Raw genomic sequence first — 22,141 nt, forward strand, 5'->3', positions numbered from 1 at the left:
CACTAGCCTTTGCAGCAAGGCCGAATCGGTGGTTTTATGACCGTACAGAAAAAGCCGAACGAGTCGGCTTAGCAACGAACGATTAAAAATAGCAGATTGATTGAGACTATTTTTGCACGATTCAGAATCTTCGTCAACTGCGCTTTTGAAACCAAACCGGCAGATAGGTCGAGACCAAAATACCGGCGACTACAAATACTAATCCAAGGAATGCCTGGGGTGGAATGGATTCCCCGAGAATGAGCGCGGATAACGTCACACCGTAAATCGGTACAAAAAACATGAACAATGACACCCGGCTGACCGGATTGTATTTCATCAAGAGATTCCACAATGTGAATCCCGTCGCTGACAAGAACGCTAAATAGATCAGCATCCAGACGGTCGTACTGGTGAAGTTAAACGGGAACCAGTCTCCATTTAAGACCGCTCCGACGGTGAATAAGCCGATTGATCCAATGACCATGGCCCAACCTGTCATCGGGGCGACCGGATAACTGGCTGAATATTCCTTGGCGATCAAATTTCCGAATGCCCCGGAAATCATCGCTAAAATCAACAGGATTTCTCCGGCACCAAACGAGACACCGGCAGACCCTTGCGGCCAGTTCGCTAAAATGACGCCTGTAAATCCTAAAAATAAAGCGAGTCCCTTAAATCGATTTAACCGGTCGTCTTCATACCGGAAATGAGCGAGCAACATTTGAAAGAAGGAAGTCGATCCGGCAATGATTGATCCTTGCACGCCTGTTGATAAGGAGAGCCCGATGTAAAAAAACACATACTGGAGAAACGTCAAGAAGAAACCAAGCCGGCTGTAAGCGAGTGTCCGCTTTTTCAACGTAATCGGCTGTTTAAATATCAGGACGCTGACAATTAACAATAAGACACCGGCGAGGAAAAAACGGTAACTGGCAAACAACAGCTGTTCTCCATATTCGGTTGAGGTGATGGCAAGTAAAGCATAACTTTTTTTAATGAAGGGAAATGCACTTCCCCAAAGGAATGTCGTCACTAAAGCGAGCACAACCATACCAAATCGATCGGTCAATATTTTTTTCATTTTTACTGATTCCTTTCCTGTTCCTTTTGACATAGACATGGTATAGTAGTTTTACAGATAATAATTATTATAATCTAGCGACAATGAAACTCATTATCATTCATGAGAAAACGTTGGTAATTAACATTCTCATTGTTTTAACATAATGATTTCTTTTCTCATTTAGACTTGAAAGGAGTTTTCCCATATGACTACCTCTACTACTACTGATGTCCATCAGCGTTCCGCTCTCCGCCATGCTTGGGAGGAACATCACGAATTGATTTTAGCACTCTTTAGTGGAATATTGATTTTAATTGCCTACACACTCGAGAAGCTCAACATTCCGGCTGCCGGTTATGTCACGCTTTATCTCTCCGCTTATTTGATCGGCGGTTATGCGAAAGCAAAAGAAGGTTTAACCGAAACGTATCATGATAAAACCTTAAACGTAGAATTGTTGATGATCTTGGCTGCCATCGGTGCAGCGGCGATCGGTTACTGGATGGAAGGTGCTATCTTGATTTTCATCTTTGCTTTATCCGGTGCCCTTGAAACCTATACGATGAATAAAAACGAACGGGCATTACAAAGTTTGATGTCCCTGCAACCGGAAGAAGCTACTCGTTTAAACGCTGACGGTAAGCTTGAAGTTGTCGGCCTTGAGCAATTGATTGTCGGCGAACTGGTCTATGTCCGACCGGGCGAACGCATCCCTGTCGATGGAACGATCATCCGCGGTCAAGCCGCCATTGAGGAAGCCTCGATTACAGGCGAATCGATTCCTGTCGAGAAACATGTCGGGGATACCGTCTACAATTCAACCGTCAATATGAACGGTGTTTTGACGATTGAGATGACAAAAGCTGCAGACGAGTCGTTGTTCCAAAAAATCATTCATATGGTTCAAAACGCTCAAAGCGAGCAATCACCCTCTGCACAATTCATTGAACGGTTCGAAAGCCGTTATGTCAAAATCGTCTTACTCGTCGTTGCTTTGATGATGGTCGTTCCCCACTACTTAATTGGTTGGACATTTGAAACGAGCATTTACCGGGCTATGATTTTGCTTGTCGTCGCTTCTCCTTGTGCTTTGGTCGCTTCGATTACACCAGCTGCTTTGGCAGCAATCGCTGCCTCTGCCCGAAACGGTGTTTTATTTAAAGGTGGTGCACACATCGAGACACTCGGACAAGTCGATACGATCGTCTTTGATAAAACCGGAACATTAACGACCGGAAAACCTGTCGTCACGGAAAGCCATTATGCTGACGGAGTGGATGCATTCGCCGTCAAACAAGCGGTCGCGTCCATCGAAGCACAATCGAATCATCCGCTCGCACAAGCGATTGTCACGCATTTAAAAACGGATATCATCGACCCATCCACTTTTAAGGATGTGACCGGCTACGGAATCGAAGCCACGGTTTCCGGTCAGACATACCGGATCGGAAAATATGCGTTCCACGAAGGATTAATTGATCCTTTCCTATCGATGGAGCAAACCTTAAAAGAACAAGGAAATACGATGGTTTATGTCAGCAACGGACAATCAATCATTGCGCTTTACGCATTACGGGACACGATTCGTCCTGAAGCCAAAACAGCCATCACCTCTTTAAATGCTCTCGGTATCACAACGATCATGTTGACCGGGGATAACCCGGTGACTGCCGCTGCGATTGCGAAAGAAGCAGGTCTGACGGATTATGTAGCGGAATGTCTTCCTGAAGACAAAGTCCGTTATATCAAGCAGTATCAGACTGAAGGAAAAACCGTTGCGATGGTCGGAGACGGAATTAACGATGCTCCCGCCCTTGCCTTGGCTCACGTCGGGATTGCAATGGGTGAAGGAACCGATGCTGCTCTTGAGACAGCCGATGTCGTTTTGATGAAAAACGATTTAGGACGCCTCGCTTACGCTGTCAACAAAGCGCGTAAAATGAATCGTGTCGTCAAACAAAATATCACGCTCGCCATCGGCGTCATCCTGTTGTTAATCATTTCGAACTTGTCACAGTTCCTGATCATGCCGTTTGCAGTAGTCGGTCATGAAGGTTCTACAATCCTCGTCATTTTGAACGGATTACGCCTGCTCCAAAAAGATACGCCGTCTCAGAAAATTCATGCTCCGCTTTCAAAACAAGCGGCAGCTTAATCCAATCAAAAAGCATCTACCGTCGGATTATCGACAGTAGATGCTTTTTTGGTACGGTCGCTCAAAATACGGGACGATTAAAATCAGCCAAACGTATTGGTCGGAATCGAGTCCAGATCCGCCTGTTCTTTTAATCGTTTTTCTTCCATTTTTTGCGGATCTGCTTTTTTCATGAACCGTTCCCACGAGGCGTTCAGTTCAGATCCGAGTAAAATGATGAGTCCTGTAAAATACAACCACAACAGTACAATGACGACACTTCCGAGTGAACCGTACGTTTGGTTATAGTTCGAAAAATTCGAGACATAAAATCCGAATCCAACCGATAACAGTTGCCACACGATGACACCAAAGACAGCTCCCGGAATGGCTTCCTTAAATGTAATGGGACGTTTCGGCGCAACACGGTAGAAAATCGACAAAATCAGAATCAACAGTACAGTGGAAATGGCATACCGCAATACCGTCAGCAGAATTTTTTGTCCCATATCAATCGGAATGACAAAGTTGGCTAAGTAGCTGATAATCGGACCGCCCAAAACGTTCAAGACGATCAACAGCAACATGCCGATACCGAGAACAATCGTTAAAATCAAGGCGATTCCACGGGCTGCGACGAATCCGCGCGGCGAGAAATCTCCGTACGCATGGTTCGCGGTCGTAATCAGACGATCGACACCTTTTGACGCCGACCAGATGGCAAGAATCGCACCGACGGATAGGAGACCGCCCTGTGGTTCTTTAATGGCCTGGAAAATGACATCAGTAAACGTATTCACCGACCCACCCGGCGCTAAATCACGAATTTGGGATTCAAGCGTCTGTTGATCAATGTCAAAGAATGATAATACTGAAATAACAAAAATGATACCTGGAAAAATGGATAAAAACCAATAATATGCAAGTGTTCCTGCATAATCCGTAATGTTGTGATCGGACATCCGTTGCTTTAGATTCAAGGCTAATCCTTTAGGATCACGTGTATGTGCCATCGTCATCTCTCCTTCATAAAAAAGAGGCAGTCTAGGACCACCTCATTGTCTTACTATACTTTTTCCCTGTTTATTTCAACTAAAACCTCAATTATCCTTGAGCTCGATATTATAGAAACGATCCGTCATCTTAGTCAATTCCTGCACAAGCGATGTCGGACGAATCGGTAAATCGGTTAACGCTTCGCGTTTGATCCACAACGGTGTATACCCGGACGACTCATCTTCGAATTCTTCTCCGGTTCCCGTCCCGAATACACCACCCGTTATTTTTGCCCAGTAATACGGATTTTCCAAGCCGTTAAAGTGAACGTTCGCAGCAACACCTTCAAGTTCTACGTCCACACCAAGCTCTTCATGGGCTTCCCGAATCGCCGTTTCTTCCAGTGTCGCTCCGGCTTCCCGTCCACCGCCGGGGAATACATAATACGTCTCACCCGGTTTATCCCGACGAATCAAGGCAACTTCATCTGCTTCATTAATTAAAATAATCGCACTTCTTTGAATCGGCATTGATTCTCCTCCTCACAAGCTGAGGACTCAACGAAGGGTCTCAAGCATTTCCGGAATCAGTCCGTTTTCCGTCGATGCAATGACTTGTGCGGCAACTTTCATTCCAAGCTGTAGTGCCTCTTCTGCCCGCTTCGATTCCGTCAATTCGGAAAGAACAGCGGAAAAGAATGAATCTCCTGCACCTGTTGAGTCGACTACTTTCACTTTTTTTGTTCCGACATGACCGGAAGTAGCCGTCCGGCGATCGACATAAACAGCACCTAACTCACTCATCGTGACCACGGTGAAAGGGGCTCCTTTTTTCGCCAGTTCGTTCGCTACATGGATTGCGTCTTCTACCGTCACAATCGATAAATCCGATAAAATTTCAGCTTCTTCACGGCTGCAGATGAATCCTGTGAATCCTTGCAACAGATGACGGTTGCGTTCAATGACACTCAAATGTCCACAGACACCATAAAGCGGCAACTCCATTTTGCGGCAGATGTGAATCAATCGTTCAAGCACTGTAACCGATAAATCCAAATCGATTGCGACTGCGTCCACTCCGTCCAGCGCATAGACAGATTGGCGAAGAATGGCTTCTTCAAGGAGTTTGGCGTCCGGTTGTTTGGAAATCGACGTCTGCAAATCTCCTTCATTGTCCATCACTGCAAGCCACATTCCCATTCCATGATCTTCGAGCATCTCTACATGATCGACGTTGGCGCCGTAAGATTTTAACTCTTCAAGTACCCCGACACCAATTTGATCGTTCGTAACCGTCGAGATAAAACGAACATCATTTCCGAGAACAGCTAGATTTTGTGCTACGTTTCGTCCTGTACCACCGTTCGAGAAGGTGATATCCCCGACGTTTTTGGCATCCTTATGCAAAGGCGCAAACGAAGTTCCTTTTATGTCGACGAATACTTTTCCGATTACCGCAATTTTATTCATTCCTGTTCCACCTCTAAAAAAATTTCATGAACCCGAAGGATTTTATACGCGTTCTAGGCACATTGCTTCCATTATAGTAAAATTTCAAAACTGTTACAACCAATCAAACCATTGACTATACCAACAAAAAAATCCCGACGAAGACAGTTTTATCCGTCCATCATTCGGGATTCCGTTCATAAAAACAGTTTTCCGGTCACAAGTTGGCAATCGTCAAACTGATCGCAAGCAATAATCCGAAAATCGTATTGACCTTTCCGGTCTGAGCCATACCCGGCATCAATTCCTGCGGTGGCAGATCACGCCAGAATAATTTTACGGCTTTGATCATCAGCGGAATGCTTAAAAGAGCAAGCAATGCCCACCAGGTGACGTTAAAGGCCAGTACGGCAATCAAAAGTGAGATGATTGCAGCGGCAAAAAAGGCAATCAGGACATAAACGGCTTTTTGATGCCCGACTAAACAGGCGATTGTCTTTCGGCCGTTGACTTTATCATTGTCGAGATCCCGTATGTTATTTGCGAGCAAAATCGAGCCGATTAAAATCGATACCGGAATCGAAATGGCGATCGCTTCCGTCGGAACATACCCGATCTGCAAATAAGCTGAAATCGCGATGATGACATAGCCCATGAAGAAACCGGCGACGATTTCCCCGAATGGTGTGTAGGCGATCGGTAACGGTCCGCCCGTATAGATGTAACCAACGAACATCGACACGATGCCGATTAGTAGTAACCACCATGTTGTTTCAAGGCACAAATAGATACCAAGCAAGGCCGAAATACCATACAACGAGAAGGCAAACGCCAAAATCGTTCCCGGTTTAAAACCGTCACGGACAATCGATCCGCCGATGCCCACCGAGTTTTCCGTATCAAGCCCGCGCTTGTAGTCGTAATATTCATTAAATAAGTTCGTCGCAATCTGAATCAGCATCGATGCGATCAACATGGCAAAAAACAGATCCATCCGTAACGATTCGATCCGCGGTGCCACAATGGCCGTTCCTACGACGACAGGTACAAAACTTGCCGTCAGCGTATGTGGTCGTGTCATTCGCCAGTATACAGCGATTGATTTATTCATATAATAAACCCCTTTCCTGTCTAAGTGTATCGGGTTTCGTTTTTTACTGTCAATGCTCAATCCAAGATAGCTTATTCCTTCTTTTTTTCACATAAAAAGTTTACACTGAGAATAAGTGAAACGTATCACAGTATCTTTAGACTAGGGGGCAATGAGCGGTATGGCCTACGCTCAACATGAGCTTAAACAATGTATTGAACGTGCTGTTGGTCATGCGAATGCATATCAACGGTCTATCATCGCCGCGTATTCTTGGAATGTCGAGGCGCAGGATGTTAGCGCGCTGTCATTCGGGACGGAAGAACGCTTTTATTTTACGACACCTGATCGATCGATGCGCGCCATCGGTTTTGGTATTACGCAACAATTAAAAACAGCAGGACAGGACCGGTTTTTACGGATGCAGTCCATGTGGTCAAATTTGAATCGGGATCATGTCGGCACCGATTTATTTGCCTTTTGCGGCTTCTCTTTTTCGGAACTGAAACACACTGAATTTCGTTGGTCTTCTTTTGGGGAAGCTTCAATGACCATTCCGAAGTATCTTTATCTGGAACAACATGGTCGTACGACGGTAACGGTTTTTGCGTTCGTTGAACCGCAATCTAACGTAGAAAAAATCCTCAATCAGTTGGCTGTCGAATATGCAGAACTGCATACTCCAAAATCCGACCGGTTCGTGACCCGGATTCGACTGACGCGTGACGGAAATGATGCTTTCGAAGCTTCTTTCCATCAAGCGACACAACTCTTAAAAACATCACTCAAAAAAATCGTCTTGGCCCGTGAAGTCGTCTACGAGCTTGATCAACCGATCGACTTGGCCGGACTTGTTCAGGAACTCGAATCATCGCAGCCAGGCAGCTATATCTTCTTCTTTCAACCGACGGCAGACGAAGCTTTCCTTGGTGCGACACCGGAACGATTGATTTTAAAATCCGGTCTTGAACTTAAGACAGCTGCCGTCGCCGGATCTGCTCCTCGACATGCCATCGAGACGACAGATACCGCACTCGGACAGTCGCTGTTACAGGACGACAAAAACCGTCATGAACATGCGATTGTCGTTGATTCAATCGAACAGACACTCCAAGGACTCTCGACGACGATCGACAAACCGGATGAACCGATGTTGCTGAAGAATCGTCACATCCAGCATCTGTACACTCCGATCAACGCTACGCTGTCACCTGAAGTCAGTCTCTTTCAGCTGATTGAAAAACTTCACCCTACACCTGCTCTCGGTGGAGAACCAAAAGAGGAAGCCGTCGCCGCCATCCGCGAAATTGAAACGTTCGAGCGTGGCTGGTACGGTTCTCCCGTCGGTTGGATGGACGGACAGGAAAACGGTGAGTTCATCGTCGCCATCCGCTCCGGTCTGTTTACCGATCGCTCGGCTGTTCTTTATGCCGGTTGTGGACTCGTCGAAGGATCCGTTCTTCACAGTGAACTCGAAGAAACCGAAACGAAACTATCACCGATGCTGCAGGCTCTGTCGCATCTCTGTACGATAGAAAAGGATGATATTTATGTTGAGTAAATGGATGCACGCATTAATCGATAATTTAGTGAAAAGCGGTGTCCGGGATTTCGTCATCAGTCCCGGATCCCGTTCGACACCACTTGCCATCGCTGCCTTTCTTCACCCTTTTAGCCGTACCCACGTCCTCATCGACGAACGGTCGGCTAGTTTTTTTGCCCTTGGTTTGACACGGACGGAGGATGTCTTGCGTCCGGTCGCCCTGATTTGTACGAGTGGAACAGCAGCTACGAATTATTATTCGGCCGTGACGGAAGCCAATATTTTCGAGCTGCCTTTGATCGTATTGACGGCGGATCGCCCCCACGAGTTGCGTGGTGTCGGCGCACCCCAAGCAATCGATCAAGTCGCTCTCTACGGAAAACAGGTCCGCCATGCCTTTGATTTGCCGTTACCGGAAGAGACTGCTCTTCCTTACGTCCAGCACGCGGCGGAACGAGCCGTTCTTCTCGCGCTTTCAGAGCCCGCCGGTCCGGTTCATATCAATATTCCGCTTCGGGAACCATTAATTCCCGAACTGGATCTCTTACAAACGGGTCAGCCTGTCGGACAACTGAATCAACCACAGGCGGAAAATCCTACCGAAAAACTCATTGAAATTTTATCAATCTCGCGTCTTTTGATTGTCATCGGACCTCAAATTTCTCTTGCCGATACACAAATCATTCTGGACTATGCAAACCGTGCACGAATTCCTGTTTTGGCCGATCCGTTGAGTCAAGGCCGCCGTTCTTCCAACGATACGGTTTTCGGCTATTACGATACGTGGTTAAAGGCAACAGCGATTCACGATAAAATCCGCCCGGAACACATTTTACGATTCGGTGCGATGCCGACCTCAAAACCGTATCTGCTTTGGTCAAAAGGAATTCCGACGACAGTTCTCGGCCATCCCGGAAACTGGCGCGATCCCCAGTTGCAGGCTCATTTTTTAAGCGGTCATCCGAGCCAACTGAAAACCGCTCCTGTGACCGTGCATGAAACCTCTTATCTCGAGACCCTGCAACGGGCAGAGAACACCGTACAGACTGTTTTTTCTTCTCTGGATGCCAATCAGCTGACGGAATATAATGTCGTCCGGGCATTAAATGATTTAACAGACGGCAGTCTGTTTGTTTCGAACAGTATGCCGATTCGGGACTTGGATACCTTTTTACCGATGGGGACACCGCTTCGTATTCTTGCCAACCGGGGTGCCAATGGCATTGACGGCATTCTTTCAAGTGCTCTCGGCGCGACCTATGAAGCCGAAAACCGTTATCTGCTTGTCGGTGACCTGGCGTTCTTGCATGATATCAACGGATTGCTGATGGCGCAGACCGTTCCGATTACGATTCTGTTAGTGAATAACACGGGTGGCGGGATTTTCAGTTTTCTGCCGCAACAAAATCTCGATCCGGCGTTGTTCGAACCTTTATTCGGAACAGCACAAGACGTTGATTTCAGTCATCTTGCTGCCGGTTACGGTGTCGAGTATGAACGGATTTCCTCGATTACGCATCTTCATTCGACCCTGCAACAACAAGCGACTGCGACACGGGTCTTGGAAATCGTCACCGATCGTCCGGAGAATGTCCGCCTGCACCGTTTGATTTGGGAGCAGACAAACGAGGCACTGCAGGAGACGTTCCGATGAAACTGCGGCATCAGGAATACCATGTCGAGATCAGCGGAAGCGGTCCGCCGCTTTTGCTGTTGCACGGTTTCACCGGGAGCAGTGCCACATGGGATCTGTTCGGAAGCCGGTTGCAGTCAGACTATACCGTTTACCGGATTGATTTGCTCGGCCACGGCCGTACCGCATCCGCTTCTTATCAACGTATGCGCTTGACGGAACAAGTAAAAGATTTAAAAAGTTTGCTTGCGACCCGTAAGGAAGACTGGTCCGTTCTCGGTTATTCGATGGGCGGACGAATCGCGCTTCTGCTTGCTGCGACATCGAAACAGGTAAAGCAGACGATTGCTGTCAGCACGACTCCCGGTCTCCGGTCGGCACATGAGCGACGATTACGCCGTCAAGCCGACCGTCGTCTCGCTGATCGTTTACTGACAGATGGTTTAGCCGATTTCATCGATTATTGGGAGTCGCTCCCGCTGTTTGCAAGCCAACGTCATCTGCCGGTTGAAGTACAAGAATCGATTCGCCGTGGACGCCTTGCCCAATCACCGGAGGGGCTGGCCGCTTCTTTGATCGCTCAAGGAACCGGCAATATGGCTCCGGTCTGGCATTTACTTGACACCTCCTCGATTGATTGGATTGTCGGAAACGACGATGATAAATTTAAAAAAATTGCCATCGAAGCCGCTCCATCGGAAAAAATTCATTTAATTGAAGGTGCATCACATGCCCCACATATCGACCAACCGGAAAAGTTTGTTACAATAGTAGAGAAACTACTCTTAATTAATCAAATGGGGGAATTGAAATGAGATACGTTCCAGAATGGGCAGCTGCCCGTAGCTACGAAGACATCAAGTATGAAAAATGGAATGGGATTGCTAAAATTACAATCAACCGTCCAGAAGTACGGAATGCTTTCCGTCCGAAGACGGTTCACGAATTGATCGATGCTTTTTCACGTGCACGTGACGATCAAAACGTCGGTGTCATCGTCTTAACCGGTGAAGGCGATCTTGCTTTCTGTTCAGGCGGCGACCAAAAAGTTCGCGGACATGGTGGTTATGTCGGTGAGGATGAAATCCCGCGCTTAAATGTCCTTGATTTACAACGTCTGATCCGTGTTATTCCGAAACCGGTCATCGCTATGGTAGCAGGCTATGCAATCGGTGGCGGACATGTTCTTCACCTCGTCTGTGATTTGACGATCGCAGCAGACAACGCCAAATTTGGACAAACTGGTCCTAAAGTTGGTTCGTTTGATGCTGGTTATGGTTCTGGTTACCTCGCTCGCGTCGTTGGTCATAAGAAAGCACGTGAGATCTGGTACCTTTGCCGTCAATACGATGCCCAACAAGCACTTGATATGGGTCTCGTCAATACGGTCGTTCCACTGGCTGATTTGGAGCAGGAAACAATCCAATGGTGTTCTGAAATCCTTCAGCATTCACCAACAGCACTTCGTTTCTTAAAAGCTGCGTTTAATGCCGATTCAGACGGCCTTGCAGGTATTCAACAACTTGCAGGTGACGCCACGTTACTGTATTACACGACAGAGGAAGCAAAAGAAGGCCGTGACGCGTTTAAAGAAAAACGTGATCCTGACTTCGGACAGTTCCCACGATTCCCATAATACAAAAAAGGTTCAATGTCGAAAGACGTTTGAACCTTTTTCTTATCATCATTCAGAAAGGAAGTGACAATCCGTGTATCCTTGGATTTACACGCGTGCCAAAGAACAGCCGGATGATCTTGCCCTCATCACGGACAACGAGCGTCTGACCTGGTCTGCCCTTTATACAAAAGCGCATGAACTCGCCAGTTCCTGGGCTCCCCTGCTGTCACGCGGTGACCGCATCGCTTTATACGGTCCTTCAAGCAGCAGCTATATCATTGCTGTCCACGCGGCTCAATTGCTTGAATTGACGATTGTTCCGATCAATATTCGTCTGAGCCAAGCGGAAGTCCATCTGCAACTCCAACAAGCCGATGTCCGATTCGTCATCTCAGATCGTCCGATCGATCCGCCGGTTAAACGGCTGCCGTTTCATGTCGTGAAGCCGGCACCTGATGTTCTCGTCCGGCATATGCCAAAACATTATATTCAGTCGATGTTATTTACAAGCGGTACGACCGGGCGGCCAAAAGCAGTCGAACAGACAATGCTCAATCATTTTTCAAGTGCCATGAATGCGGCCCGCCATACCGGTTCCTATCCGGATGACCGGTTCCTGGTCGTCACGCCGTTATTTCATATGAGCGGTCTCGCCGTCGTTTACCGCTCCGTCATCTATGGTGTTCCGCTTATTCTTGAGCCTCATTTTTCACCGAACAAGACCATTACATGGATCCAGACAGAACACATCACACATATTTCTCTAGTTTCCGTCATGTTGGATCGGTTGCTCGAAGCCGGATTACGACGGTTTGATTTACGCGTTGTTTTGACGGGCGGAGGGCCTGTCCCGTTACCGATTCTGACACGGGCGTTAGACCGCGGCATTCCCGTCATGCAAACATACGGTATGACCGAAACCGCTTCACAAGTGGCGACACTCCTGCCGGAAGAAGCGATCCGGAAAATCGGTTCTGCCGGTAAAGCCATCGCTCCGACGGAAATCCGGATCAATCGGTATCAGGAAATTGAAGTCAAGGGACCGACTGTCATGAACGGATATTTCGCTAATCCGGAAGCGACAGCCGCCGCTTTTACTGCTGACGGTTATTTGAAGACCGGTGATCTCGGACGGATCGATGCCGACGGTTACCTGTATGTATTAGATCGAAGAAGCGACTTGATCATTTCCGGTGGTGAAAATATTTATCCGGCAGAAGTCGAAGCCGCCTTATTATCAATCTCCGGCATCACGGAAGCCGGTGTCGTTGGACGGTTTGATCCGGTCTGGGGGCAGGTACCGGTTGCCTTCATCGTCAGTACACTGTCAGAAACTGATGTCCGGCAAGAAATGGAACGATTACTAGCCAAATATAAATGTCCCGTCAGCTACTTTTACCGTGATACATTACCGCGCAATGCAAACGGTAAACTGATTCGCCGTCAACTGAAGGAGTCGCTATGACGACCATTACCCTGCGCAGTGCGGAGCTGTTTGATGTCTATCTGACGTTTCGCCAGCCGATGCAGACCGCCATCTCTACCTTGTCGAAACGACGGACGACCATTTTACGGCTGACCGACCAGGAAGGACGCATCGGCTACGGGGAAGGCGTCGCTTTCGAGACACCTTGGTACACGGCGGAAACACAGGATTCTCTTCGTACCTTGTCCCCGCTCCTGTACCGTTTGCTTGCTGCAGCACCTTTATCCTCACCCGCTGCCGTTGCTGCACGCTTTCAGCCGATTAAAGGAAACCAGATGGCAAAAGCCATGTTCGACGGGGCTGTTCATGAATTATTTGCCCAAGCGGAGCAGACCTCTCTTGCCGCTTACCTCGGTGGTGACGAAAACCGGTCGATTCCGTGCGGAAAAGCACTCGGTCGCTCCTCAGCCGAGCAAACGGTGGAAGCAGTAGGTCAAGCATTAAACGATGGATTCGAACGGATTAAGTTGAAACTCGCTCCGACGGATACTGCGGTTTTGGAACAGGTTCGCAAATCTTTTCCGGATGCTCCGTTAATGTTTGATGCCAACGGAAGTTTTCAGGTAGCTGATTTACCGCTCCTTCAAGAGTGGGATACATTTTCGATGCTGATGATGGAACAGCCGTTTCCCGCTGACGACTGGTTAAGTCATCAGCATGCCGCCTCCTTACTGAAGACACCGCTTTGTCTCGATGAATCCATCCAGACGACACAGGATGCTTTACTGATGCGAACATTGCAGGCGGGTCAAATCATCAATATCAAGCCGGCTCGTCTCGGCGGTCTGACAGCAGCGCTCGATGTGCGAAGCATTTCGCCATCGTACTGGTTAGGCGGCATGTTCGAGAGCGGGATTGGACGGCGCCAAACGTTGGCATTCGCCACCTTACCGGGACTTGCTTATCCGATTGATATGTCTGGAACCGATCAGTATTTCATTGAAGATTTACTCGAACAGGACTATATCGTCGAAAACGGGTCTATCCGATATGCTGAACATCCGGTTTCCCGGGAACGGCTCGAACGATTGGCCGTTTCAACAAAAAAACTTTAAAAATAGGAGTATTGAACTGCTCCCCGTCAAGTAGACAGGATAAATAATAAAAATCTCTTAAACGGCTTGAGCTCTCTATTCTAATGGAGCCAAGCCGTTTAATCGTTGTTGGTACCGTTCTTCATTGTAGAAGTGAATATACTTCTGAATCGCAAGCTGGAGTTCGTCGAACTCCGCAAACTTATGTAGGTAATAACTTTCGCATTTCAAGGCGCCCCAAAATGATTCCATCGGACCGTTATCAATACATTTACCAACCCAAGACATACTTTGTGTAATGCCTGCCACGCGTGTCATGTGTCGAAACGCATGTGAAGTATATTGAAACCCTCGATCACTATGAAGCAAGGGACGACTTCCGGATGCGCCCTGCAGGGCGAGTTCGAATGTATCAAACACGAGCTGATTATTGTTAGAGTGCCCTAGAACGAAGGCACGGATGGAGCCGTCATATAGGTCCAAGATGGCGCTCAAATACGCCTTCTGAGAGGCACCGTACTTCAATTCCGTGACATCCGTCACCCATTTTTGATTCGGTCCTGCCGCGTTGAAATCACGGTTCAGAATGTTTTCGGCAATCTGTTGAGGACGATTACGAATGTACAAAGGACGTTTCCGGCGTATGACACAATGAATACTCGCGATGTGCATCAGGCGCCGGACACGCTTCGCATTAACGTTTCTTCCGAAACGACGTTTCAAGTTCAATTTCATTCGTCGATAGCCATATATTCCTTTCACCGAAAGGTGGATCTGGTTCATCTCTTCGATGATTTTCATGTTCTCAGCCTCATGTGTTTTCGGTATACCTATACGACGCAACCACTTGTAGTAGGCAGCACGCGAGACATCCGCTAGATGACATAGGGCGATGATCGGATAACCGAATTGCTCTACCGATGATTGAATGGCTTCATATTTATCTTGAAGACGAATTTGACTTAACGTGACCTCCTCTCGATCTCCTCTAACTTTTTTAGGAAATCGTTCTCCATGCGTAGTCGTTCATTTTCTTTCTCTAGTCGTTTCAGTTCCAACGCAAAACGCTCTGTATCCGTCAATTCTGCTACCGGCTTCTGACGTCCGCGACGATCCATCAGTGCGTCCATTCCGTCCTTCTCGAACTTCCTTACCCAGCTATAGATTTGTTGATAGGAGACCCGATGGGTCTTCATGATGTTTTGATAGTCTTTCCCATTTTGTATACAGTCCATAACTGCCTGGACACGCTCTTCAAACGTAGTGGTTCTACCTTTAGTCATAATGGATCGCTCCTTCAATGGTTTCCCTTGAGTATTATGACTAGTATACTTCCGAATCCATCTTGCAAGTACGCTTAAACTCGAAATATTAAACCGTACTGTAGCGCTAGTGAGCGATTCCTCTTGAGTCAGAACTGCGCGTACAGTCTCCATTTTTAGTTCTTCTGGATAACCTGTCCATTCTGTTCGATCACGGAGTGACGAGGAGCCGTATGTACGATATTTTGCTCTCCATCTATTCAAGGTCGTGACTGAAAGCTCGAAGAGCGAGGCAATCGATTTTATCGAGTCCATTCTATCCTCACACATCCTAATGATCCGTAATTTTTCATCCGGCGAAAACTTAGATTTAGACATAGAAATAGCTCCCTTCAAAAAGTGGACAGTTTTTGTTATTTCAACTGTCTACTTTTTGGGGAGCATATCAAAAGGGACTTGATACTCCTGTTTATTTTCAGCAGTTCATAAATTTAGACTCAATCGACTTTCGTTAAAATCTCATATCCGTCTTTTAAGACGATGACGCTATGTTCAAATTGCGAAACGAGACTTTTATTTGGTGTATATAAGGTCCAGCCGTCTTTCTCGTCTTCCATACAGAATTCGTCGCCGGTCGAGATAAATGTTTCGACGGCAATGACTTGTCCTTCTTTCAACAAATCATTTTCCTCACGGCTGAAGTAGTTCGAAATCGATTCCGGCTCGCCGTGTAATGTCTTTCCGAGACCGTGTCCCGCCAAGTTCCGGATGACGGTAAAGCCGCTTTTCCGTGTCTCGGCATAAATCGCTTTCCCAATCTGATTGACCTTCGTTCCGGCCTTTACTTTCTCCAATCCTTTTTCAAGGGCAGACAACGAAACTTCGACCAACCGAACATCTTCCGGACGACGGGCTTGTCCTGCGATAACCGTTTTGCCGGTATCGGAGTAATAACCGTTCTTTACGGCTGAGACATCAACATTAACAATATCTCCCTCTTTGATGACGTACGCTCCCGGAATACCATGTGCCGCCACTTCATTTACACTGATACAAGTTGCTCCCGGAAAGTCATACATGACGATCGGTGCCGATTCCGCCCCGTGTTCTTTCAGAATCCGTGCCCCGATCTCATCTAATTCCTTCGTTGTAATCCCCGGTTTGACGGCATCTGCCATCTCATCGCGTGCAATGGCGACAATCCGTCCGATTTCACGTAATGCATCGTAATCATAATCCAACATCATTCATTTCCTCCTCATTCACTCAATCGTTCTTGATATAAATAGTCTGCTGAAATATCAGCAAATAAGAACATCCCATTATTCAGCGGCATACTGAAAGTCCGTGTCTGCTCCCCGGAACTGAAGTCGACGTACCGGTCCGATAAATAGCCGGTATGCCGTCGTTCCATCGCTACTGTCGTACGGATGAAATACGGTCGGAAACTCCAATTGTATCCTTGGTAAAACGAATAACGTTTCCATTCGCCGCTTTTTTTACTGATATTTGATGACTGCTGGAACCCGTTGGCATCCGTAATATAGAATCGAATGAATTCCGGCTCCATCTTTTTCGCTAACATTAACAACCAGCTGTCGAGGTCTTCCTCCGGCCTGACGGACTGGCAATATTCGTTGAATCGAACGGTCCAGTCCTGTTCGAGCTGAAACAGCCGGTTCATTTGTTCCCGGTCATATTTATAAAACATCGGAACCTCATGCAGCAAAATGTCCATTCCCGGGCAAGTCGTCACCCAGTCCGGCGTCGTTTCACCGAGCAGGTTCCCCATGTAATAACGTCCGCCGTGCTGCCAGGCATAACGCAACTGACCAAGGTGGCTGATATTTTTGTACAGCAGCGGAGCACCCAGCTGATCGCAGAGATGTTCCATCGTCTGCAATAAATGCGGGTAACTGGCCGAGACCGTTTTTTTCTCAATCATCGATGCCAAATCGACAATCAGCATGTCCGGTGACATCGAAAATACCCGTTCGAGACTCGTTGCTTCCGCCCGGTCGAGCGCTACCTTCAAACCGGAATTTTGATAATAGGCGACAATCCGGCCGAGGCGGTCAAAATCATCGACCTGAACATCTGTTAATGTCACGTATAACCGGTCTTCCGGGAAATCAATCTGCGCATCACGCAGAATACTTAAAAAATCTTCGCCGCCGTTCTCAAATAACCAGGCCGGGCGACAGCGGACCAGAACAAACGAATGGGCATCCGTCGGTACTTTTTGAAAGGCATGTCGAATGACATGACTCATCACTTCGAGTTGGTATTCGATTGGTACATCATCTTCTTGAAAAAACGGTTTTAACGGTTCTCCCCGGAAATGGGATTGAATTTCATACCCTTCTACTTTAAAAGGCGCCGCTCCGACAATCGGCTGAAACCAAGCTTCAATTTGTTCGGGATGAACAATGACATCTAAGGCATCCATTCTTCTGCCCCCCTTTTCTCTTGTTCCATCTTATCAAAAAAAGAACCCCTCTGTAATCAGAGAGGTCCTGTCTTTAAAATAAGGTCGTATCTTTTCTGACTGCGATGTACAAATAGACACCAAATGTCGCCGTTAAATAGATGATACTCAGCACGCCGTATTGAATACCGGTTGCCCCACCTTTTCCAATCGCCAAGACAAGAAAGATAATCCCGCCAAACAGAAGGGTTGCTAAAGGAATATAACGGAAGTGCCCTTTCGTCGTCCGCTCACTGATCTGTTTTGTCGCGACGACTAGCACAATGAGACAAATAAATGCCAAAGCGTAGATAATATACACAAAATTCCGCCCTCTCTATATCGTTCATTGCTCATTTTAGCACGAGATTTCATAAAAAAGAACCGACTTGTCTGTGACAAATCGGTTCAAACTTCTTACTTTTCAAAACGTGGTTTACGTCCACCACGGTTGCGATCACTTTCACTGCGGTTACGGCCAGCGTATCCACCTTCACGGCGATCTGATGACGCTGATGAAGAACTACGGTTTCCTTCAGAAGGACGACCGCCTTCACGGCGCTCCCCACCACGTGGGTTGCTGCCACGGTATCCGCCACCACGGTTAGAAGAAGAACCAGAACCTGATCCACCTTTGTTGCCGTAAGGACGACGGTTACCACCGCCACCGTTGCTGCCAAAACGTTTAACACGGATTGGTTCGATTGACGAAATTTGAACTGGCGTTGCATCCGGCTCTTTCGTTAATCCTTTAAGCGCTGCTGCGATTAATTCAACCGCTTCATACTCTTCAAGAAGTTCTTGAGCGAGTGTTGTATACTCTTGTGAGTTTTTCGCTTCTACACGTTTGATCAACTCTTGTGCAGCAAGTTTCAAGTTGCCTTCCAAGATTTCGTCAAGCGTCGGTGCATGACGACGTGACATTTTTTTGTTTGTTACACGTTCGATTGTTTTGATTTGACCAAACTCACGTGGTGTAACGAATGTGATTGCTGATCCTGTTTTACCAGCACGACCTGTACGACCGATACGGTGAACATAGCTCTCCGGATCTTGCGGGACGTCGAAGTTGTAGACGTGTGTAACGCCTGAAATATCAAGTCCACGTGCCGCTACGTCAGTTGCAACAAGGATATCGATTGTTCCTTTTTTGAAGCGACGGATGACTTGGTCACGTTTTGCTTGTGTTAAGTCACCGTGTAAGCCGTCAGCTGTATAACCACGTTGGATTAGACCTTCTGTCATCTCATCGACACGTTTTTTCGTACGACCGAAGATGATCGAGAGTTCCGGAGAATCCGTATCAATCAAGCGGCAAAGGACGTCGAATTTTTGGCTTTCTTTTAATTCGATGAATGATTGGTCGATGTTTTCGACAGTCATTTCTTTTGCTTTTACTTTGATGTGAGTCGGAGTCGTCATGAAACGATCTGCGATTTTACGAATCTGCGGCGGCATTGTCGCAGAGAATAAAAGTGTTTGGCGAGTTGGCGGAAGTGTACCCAAGATTTTTTCGATATCTTCCACGAAGCCCATGTTCAACATTTCATCTGCCTCATCCAAGATAACTGTTTGGACGTGGTCAAGGTTTAATGTTTTACGGTTCATGTGGTCCATTAGACGACCAGGTGTAGCGACGACGATTTGTGGGTTCTTACGAAGCGCACGAATCTGACGGTCGATTTGCTGACCACCGTATACTGGCAATGCATGAACACGTTTTACTTCACCAATGCGGTTAAGTTCTTCTGCTACTTGAATCGCAAGCTCACGAGTCGGTGCAAGGATCAATGCTTGGATATAACGTGATTTTGCGTCAAGACGCTCAATCGTTGGAATACCGAATGCAGCTGTTTTCCCTGTTCCTGTTTGTGCTTGACCGATTAAGTCAACGCCGCTAAGACCGACTGGAATTGTTTCTGCTTGGATTGGAGTTGCTTCTTCAAAGCCCATTTTTAGGACACCTTTGATAAGTGCCTCACTAAGATTTAATTCACGAAATGTTGTCAATGCTAAATACTCTCCTTTGTCATATGAAAAGCGTCTGCCACTAAACAGACGCTACCGTAACGAATACAATCGACTACCTATTATAGCAGAACCTCTTCCTTAAAGATAGGGGCTATTTCTGCGTATAATAATGTTTAGGGAAGTCACCATCATAATCGTTGCCATAAGGGCGAGGGAAAGGCATGATGCCCGGACCGTACAACGCTTGAATTCGCGCCGTTTGCCCCCACTAGTGATGGGGTTTTATTTGGAAATGGTCGCCGGTAAGTACCAGCCGCAACCACCAAAATGATGAATTCCTAACTATTTATTCGAAACGTAGGCTTAAGTTGGTTAACTTATTTCGTTAACCGAATACCCGTTTCATGTTTTTCTATTTTTTTGTCTTTCAACAATCGACCTAAAGCACGTTTGAAGGCAGCCTTACTTAGGCCAAATACCTCATCAATCGTCTCAGGAGGTGTCTTATCACCATACGACATCTGACCACCATGTTCAAGCAGGTGATTCATGATCAAATCCGCATCGATGTCGATTGCCTCGTGAGCACGTGGTCTTGCTGAAAGTAATACTGTACCATCTGGCTTCACATTTGTCACCCGTAATTTCATAACTTCTCCAAGTCGCGGCCACCGTTCCATCTCTTGTTCATGGAGAAAACCAATCGTCTGTTCATTGACCCAGACGTTGACGCCGGGATCCCGCTGAGCAAAGACAAGTCCTTCGACATCCATGTTATTCCACTCTTCCGGTGCCGGTTTTGCCCGTAAGTTAAAATACGCATAGGGAGCCGGATCTCCGAGTAAACGAAGTTTTTGGTCATGTTTGAGACGAATGTAGAGTTGATCTCCTTCTTCCGGCCAAAATGTCCGGCGTTGCGGCAAATCATCAAGAGATACTAACACGTCTTTTTGAATACCGATGTTTGCAAATACGCCTGTATTGTAACGCGTACCGTTAATCGTCGTTTTGACGTAGTCTTCAAACGATGCTTCCGGAATCGTCATCGAAGAAGCGAGACGCCCTTCGTTGTCCTGATAAAGAAAGACTTCCACTTCTTCGTCAAGTTCGAGCTTTTTTGTTTGTTCATTATTATGAAGTAAGATGTCCTCTTCCCCGTTGCTTAAGAAAACACCAAACTCTGCTTCTCGTTCTACTTTTAATGTGACAACCTGTCCTGCGCGTAATGCCATGAGTGGTCATCTCCCTTCTGTTGTTTCCATCTGTTCCTGCGTATCACCTATCATACTATACTCTTTTTCCTCCCCTCTCCGACATGAAGCAAAAGTGACCAAATATGACATTTTTGTGAACGGTTCTGATTTGAGTGATTTTTTTGAAAAAAAGATATATGATAAAACAATAGGAAAAAGAAGGTTTAGTTTAGTTAAATATGGGGGAAAAACATGTTTCATAACATTCAATCGCGTTCTTTCGCAAGACGCTTCACAAAAACATTGGTATTTGCTTTTTTTGCATTCCTCGCAACGATCGGAATCGTTTTTGCAGAAGGTTCGAACAGTACAGACCTGTCTCCGAAGACACCTGCACTTCAACATATTGACACTCCATAAAATCTACACTAAGCGTGTGGATTTTTTTATTTTTCCCGAAGTTTTACAGGACGATACAGGAAATCACGGTTTCGTCACGAATTCTTTAGAAGATGTATATCATCTAAATAAGGAGGGCGTGTCATGTGGTTTTATCTTTTCACGACGTTTACAGGTCTCATCAGTACATATTTGAGTTATACGACCGGCTATTATACAGATTCAATCGGTGTATTCGTTTTTACACTCGCCATCTGCTTATCGCTCTCTTCCTTCAGACAGCTCCTTCGGACATCTCACCAGTCCTATCATGAATATGTGCAGCATCGCCGAGTCAAAAAGCAGTATGAACGGATGAAAAAACGGGAACAGTCGTATCAATTGTCTTACGATCAACGTGAATCCATTCCACCACTTGCATTATCGGCGACAGAACAGCATGATAAATAAAGAACCGCTTTAACTTCGTATGATTAGGAGGAACTGAGTCATTATGAATGAAATTCCCTTATCCAACGGTTGGACCCTTCGTTACTCGCCTGTCATCGACCTGTGGTTAAAAGAAGACGGCGTCCTGCTTGTCGATCACGAAGATAAGGTCCGACTGACATTGATCCTTGACGAGGAGTCGATGGAAATCAAACAGATTGATAATACTAACGCTTCTTTCTCGATTGACCCAACGACCCGTCGTTTGACGTTTGAACTTGGAGAAACCGAAGAAGAGTCGGAACCTCGTTATTGGGAATAATGACGAAGACTGGGTGCGATACCCGGTCTTTTTTTGTACAATAATCATTGAAAGCAAAAAAAGGAGTCTGA

At 46.7% G+C, this 22,141-nt stretch carries 20 protein-coding genes; 9 read left to right on the forward strand and 11 right to left on the reverse strand.

The features are described 5' to 3' along the window. Nucleotides 1-133: 133 nt before the first annotated feature. A complete protein-coding gene (locus KNQ07_RS09785; RefSeq protein WP_214766386.1) occupies nucleotides 134-1,063 on the reverse strand; it encodes a DMT family transporter in 930 nt (309 codons plus the stop codon). 187 nt (nucleotides 1,064-1,250) lie between these two features. Here KNQ07_RS09785 and KNQ07_RS09790 point away from each other — a divergent pair, with 187 nt between their 5' ends. Continuing rightward, the gene (locus tag KNQ07_RS09790) at nucleotides 1,251-3,200 is read left to right on the forward strand and encodes a heavy metal translocating P-type ATPase (RefSeq protein ID WP_214766388.1); all 1,950 of its coding nucleotides are present in this window, start codon (nucleotides 1,251-1,253) and stop codon (nucleotides 3,198-3,200) included. An 83-nt stretch (nucleotides 3,201-3,283) separates the two neighbouring features. On the opposite strand, the gene KNQ07_RS09795 is transcribed toward KNQ07_RS09790, so the two are convergent. From KNQ07_RS09795 to KNQ07_RS09810, 4 genes are all read right to left on the reverse strand, one after another. Continuing rightward, nucleotides 3,284-4,192 (reverse strand): YihY/virulence factor BrkB family protein, encoded by a 909-nt coding sequence (locus KNQ07_RS09795; protein WP_012369537.1) that lies wholly within the window; start codon nucleotides 4,190-4,192, stop codon nucleotides 3,284-3,286. 87 nt (nucleotides 4,193-4,279) lie between these two features. Further along, complete coding sequence (locus tag KNQ07_RS09800) at nucleotides 4,280-4,705, reverse strand: NUDIX hydrolase (RefSeq protein ID WP_012369536.1); 426 nt, start codon at nucleotides 4,703-4,705, stop codon at nucleotides 4,280-4,282. Between the two features lie 27 nt (nucleotides 4,706-4,732). Further along, nucleotides 4,733-5,644: a guanosine-inosine kinase gene (locus tag KNQ07_RS09805; protein ID WP_012369535.1), complete on the reverse strand. Its 912-nt coding sequence runs from the start codon at nucleotides 5,642-5,644 to the stop codon at nucleotides 4,733-4,735. Nucleotides 5,645-5,840: 196 nt separating this feature from the next. After that, nucleotides 5,841-6,734 carry a 1,4-dihydroxy-2-naphthoate polyprenyltransferase gene (locus tag KNQ07_RS09810; RefSeq protein WP_214766389.1) on the reverse strand — a complete coding sequence of 298 codons (894 nt, stop codon included), beginning with the start codon at nucleotides 6,732-6,734 and terminating at the stop codon, nucleotides 5,841-5,843. 160 nt (nucleotides 6,735-6,894) lie between these two features. Between KNQ07_RS09810 and KNQ07_RS09815 the strand changes: the two genes are divergently transcribed. The 6 genes from KNQ07_RS09815 to menC all read left to right on the forward strand — a co-directional run bounded on the left by KNQ07_RS09815 (nucleotide 6,895) and on the right by menC (nucleotide 14,048). Next, nucleotides 6,895-8,274 carry an isochorismate synthase gene (locus KNQ07_RS09815; RefSeq protein WP_214766391.1) on the forward strand — a complete coding sequence of 460 codons (1,380 nt, stop codon included), beginning with the start codon at nucleotides 6,895-6,897 and terminating at the stop codon, nucleotides 8,272-8,274. Then, the gene (gene menD, locus KNQ07_RS09820) at nucleotides 8,264-9,910 is read left to right on the forward strand and encodes a 2-succinyl-5-enolpyruvyl-6-hydroxy-3-cyclohexene-1-carboxylic-acid synthase (protein WP_214766393.1); all 1,647 of its coding nucleotides are present in this window, start codon (nucleotides 8,264-8,266) and stop codon (nucleotides 9,908-9,910) included. The genes KNQ07_RS09815 and menD overlap by 11 nt, the downstream gene beginning before the upstream one ends. Continuing rightward, nucleotides 9,907-10,704, forward strand: a complete 798-nt coding sequence (gene menH, locus KNQ07_RS09825; protein WP_214766395.1) for a 2-succinyl-6-hydroxy-2,4-cyclohexadiene-1-carboxylate synthase — start codon at nucleotides 9,907-9,909, stop codon at nucleotides 10,702-10,704. Before menD ends, menH begins: the two co-directional genes overlap by 4 nt. After that, entirely contained in the window at nucleotides 10,701-11,525 is an 825-nt protein-coding gene (gene menB / locus KNQ07_RS09830; RefSeq protein WP_012369530.1) for a 1,4-dihydroxy-2-naphthoyl-CoA synthase, read from the forward strand. The genes menH and menB overlap by 4 nt, the downstream gene beginning before the upstream one ends. A 73-nt stretch (nucleotides 11,526-11,598) precedes the next feature. Next, nucleotides 11,599-12,972, forward strand: coding sequence for an o-succinylbenzoate--CoA ligase (menE, locus tag KNQ07_RS09835; RefSeq protein WP_214766397.1), 1,374 nt, complete (start codon nucleotides 11,599-11,601; stop codon nucleotides 12,970-12,972). Beyond that, complete coding sequence (gene menC / locus KNQ07_RS09840; protein ID WP_214766399.1) at nucleotides 12,969-14,048, forward strand: o-succinylbenzoate synthase; 1,080 nt, start codon at nucleotides 12,969-12,971, stop codon at nucleotides 14,046-14,048. The genes menE and menC overlap by 4 nt, the downstream gene beginning before the upstream one ends. Nucleotides 14,049-14,123: 75 nt before the next feature. On the opposite strand, the gene KNQ07_RS09845 is transcribed toward menC, so the two are convergent. From KNQ07_RS09845 to KNQ07_RS09870, 6 genes are all read right to left on the reverse strand, one after another. Continuing rightward, nucleotides 14,124-15,667 (reverse strand): IS3 family transposase gene (locus KNQ07_RS09845; protein WP_214766401.1). Its coding sequence is split into 2 segments (ribosomal slippage): nucleotides 14,124-15,037 and nucleotides 15,037-15,667, totalling 1,545 coding nucleotides; the frame shifts between segments, so codons are not numbered across the junction. 119 nt (nucleotides 15,668-15,786) lie between these two features. Beyond that, the gene (gene map / locus KNQ07_RS09850) at nucleotides 15,787-16,533 is read right to left on the reverse strand and encodes a type I methionyl aminopeptidase (RefSeq protein ID WP_290829809.1); all 747 of its coding nucleotides are present in this window, start codon (nucleotides 16,531-16,533) and stop codon (nucleotides 15,787-15,789) included. Nucleotides 16,534-16,547: 14 nt separating this feature from the next. Beyond that, nucleotides 16,548-17,738, reverse strand: a complete 1,191-nt coding sequence (locus KNQ07_RS09855) for an EAL-associated domain-containing protein (protein ID WP_012369525.1) — start codon at nucleotides 17,736-17,738, stop codon at nucleotides 16,548-16,550. A gap of 73 nt (nucleotides 17,739-17,811) precedes the next feature. Further along, entirely contained in the window at nucleotides 17,812-18,078 is a 267-nt protein-coding gene (locus KNQ07_RS09860; protein WP_012369524.1) for a hypothetical protein, read from the reverse strand. 95 nt (nucleotides 18,079-18,173) lie between these two features. Beyond that, complete coding sequence (gene cshA, locus KNQ07_RS09865; RefSeq protein ID WP_012369523.1) at nucleotides 18,174-19,766, reverse strand: degradosome RNA helicase CshA; 1,593 nt, start codon at nucleotides 19,764-19,766, stop codon at nucleotides 18,174-18,176. Between the two features lie 338 nt (nucleotides 19,767-20,104). Next, nucleotides 20,105-20,959 carry a S1-like domain-containing RNA-binding protein gene (locus KNQ07_RS09870; protein ID WP_214766405.1) on the reverse strand — a complete coding sequence of 285 codons (855 nt, stop codon included), beginning with the start codon at nucleotides 20,957-20,959 and terminating at the stop codon, nucleotides 20,105-20,107. Nucleotides 20,960-21,463: 504 nt separating this feature from the next. Between KNQ07_RS09870 and KNQ07_RS09875 the strand changes: the two genes are divergently transcribed. Together KNQ07_RS09875 and KNQ07_RS09880 are read left to right on the forward strand one after the other, a co-directional pair. Beyond that, nucleotides 21,464-21,769, forward strand: coding sequence for a hypothetical protein (locus tag KNQ07_RS09875; RefSeq protein ID WP_012369520.1), 306 nt, complete (start codon nucleotides 21,464-21,466; stop codon nucleotides 21,767-21,769). Nucleotides 21,770-21,812: 43 nt separating this feature from the next. Next, nucleotides 21,813-22,070 (forward strand): hypothetical protein, encoded by a 258-nt coding sequence (locus KNQ07_RS09880; RefSeq protein WP_012369519.1) that lies wholly within the window; start codon nucleotides 21,813-21,815, stop codon nucleotides 22,068-22,070. The last annotated feature ends 71 nt before the right edge of the window (nucleotides 22,071-22,141 follow it).

Origin of the sequence: Exiguobacterium sp. s145 (assembly GCF_018618835.1) — a bacterium.
Lineage (GTDB): Bacteria > Bacillota > Bacilli > Exiguobacteriales > Exiguobacteriaceae > Exiguobacterium_A > Exiguobacterium_A artemiae.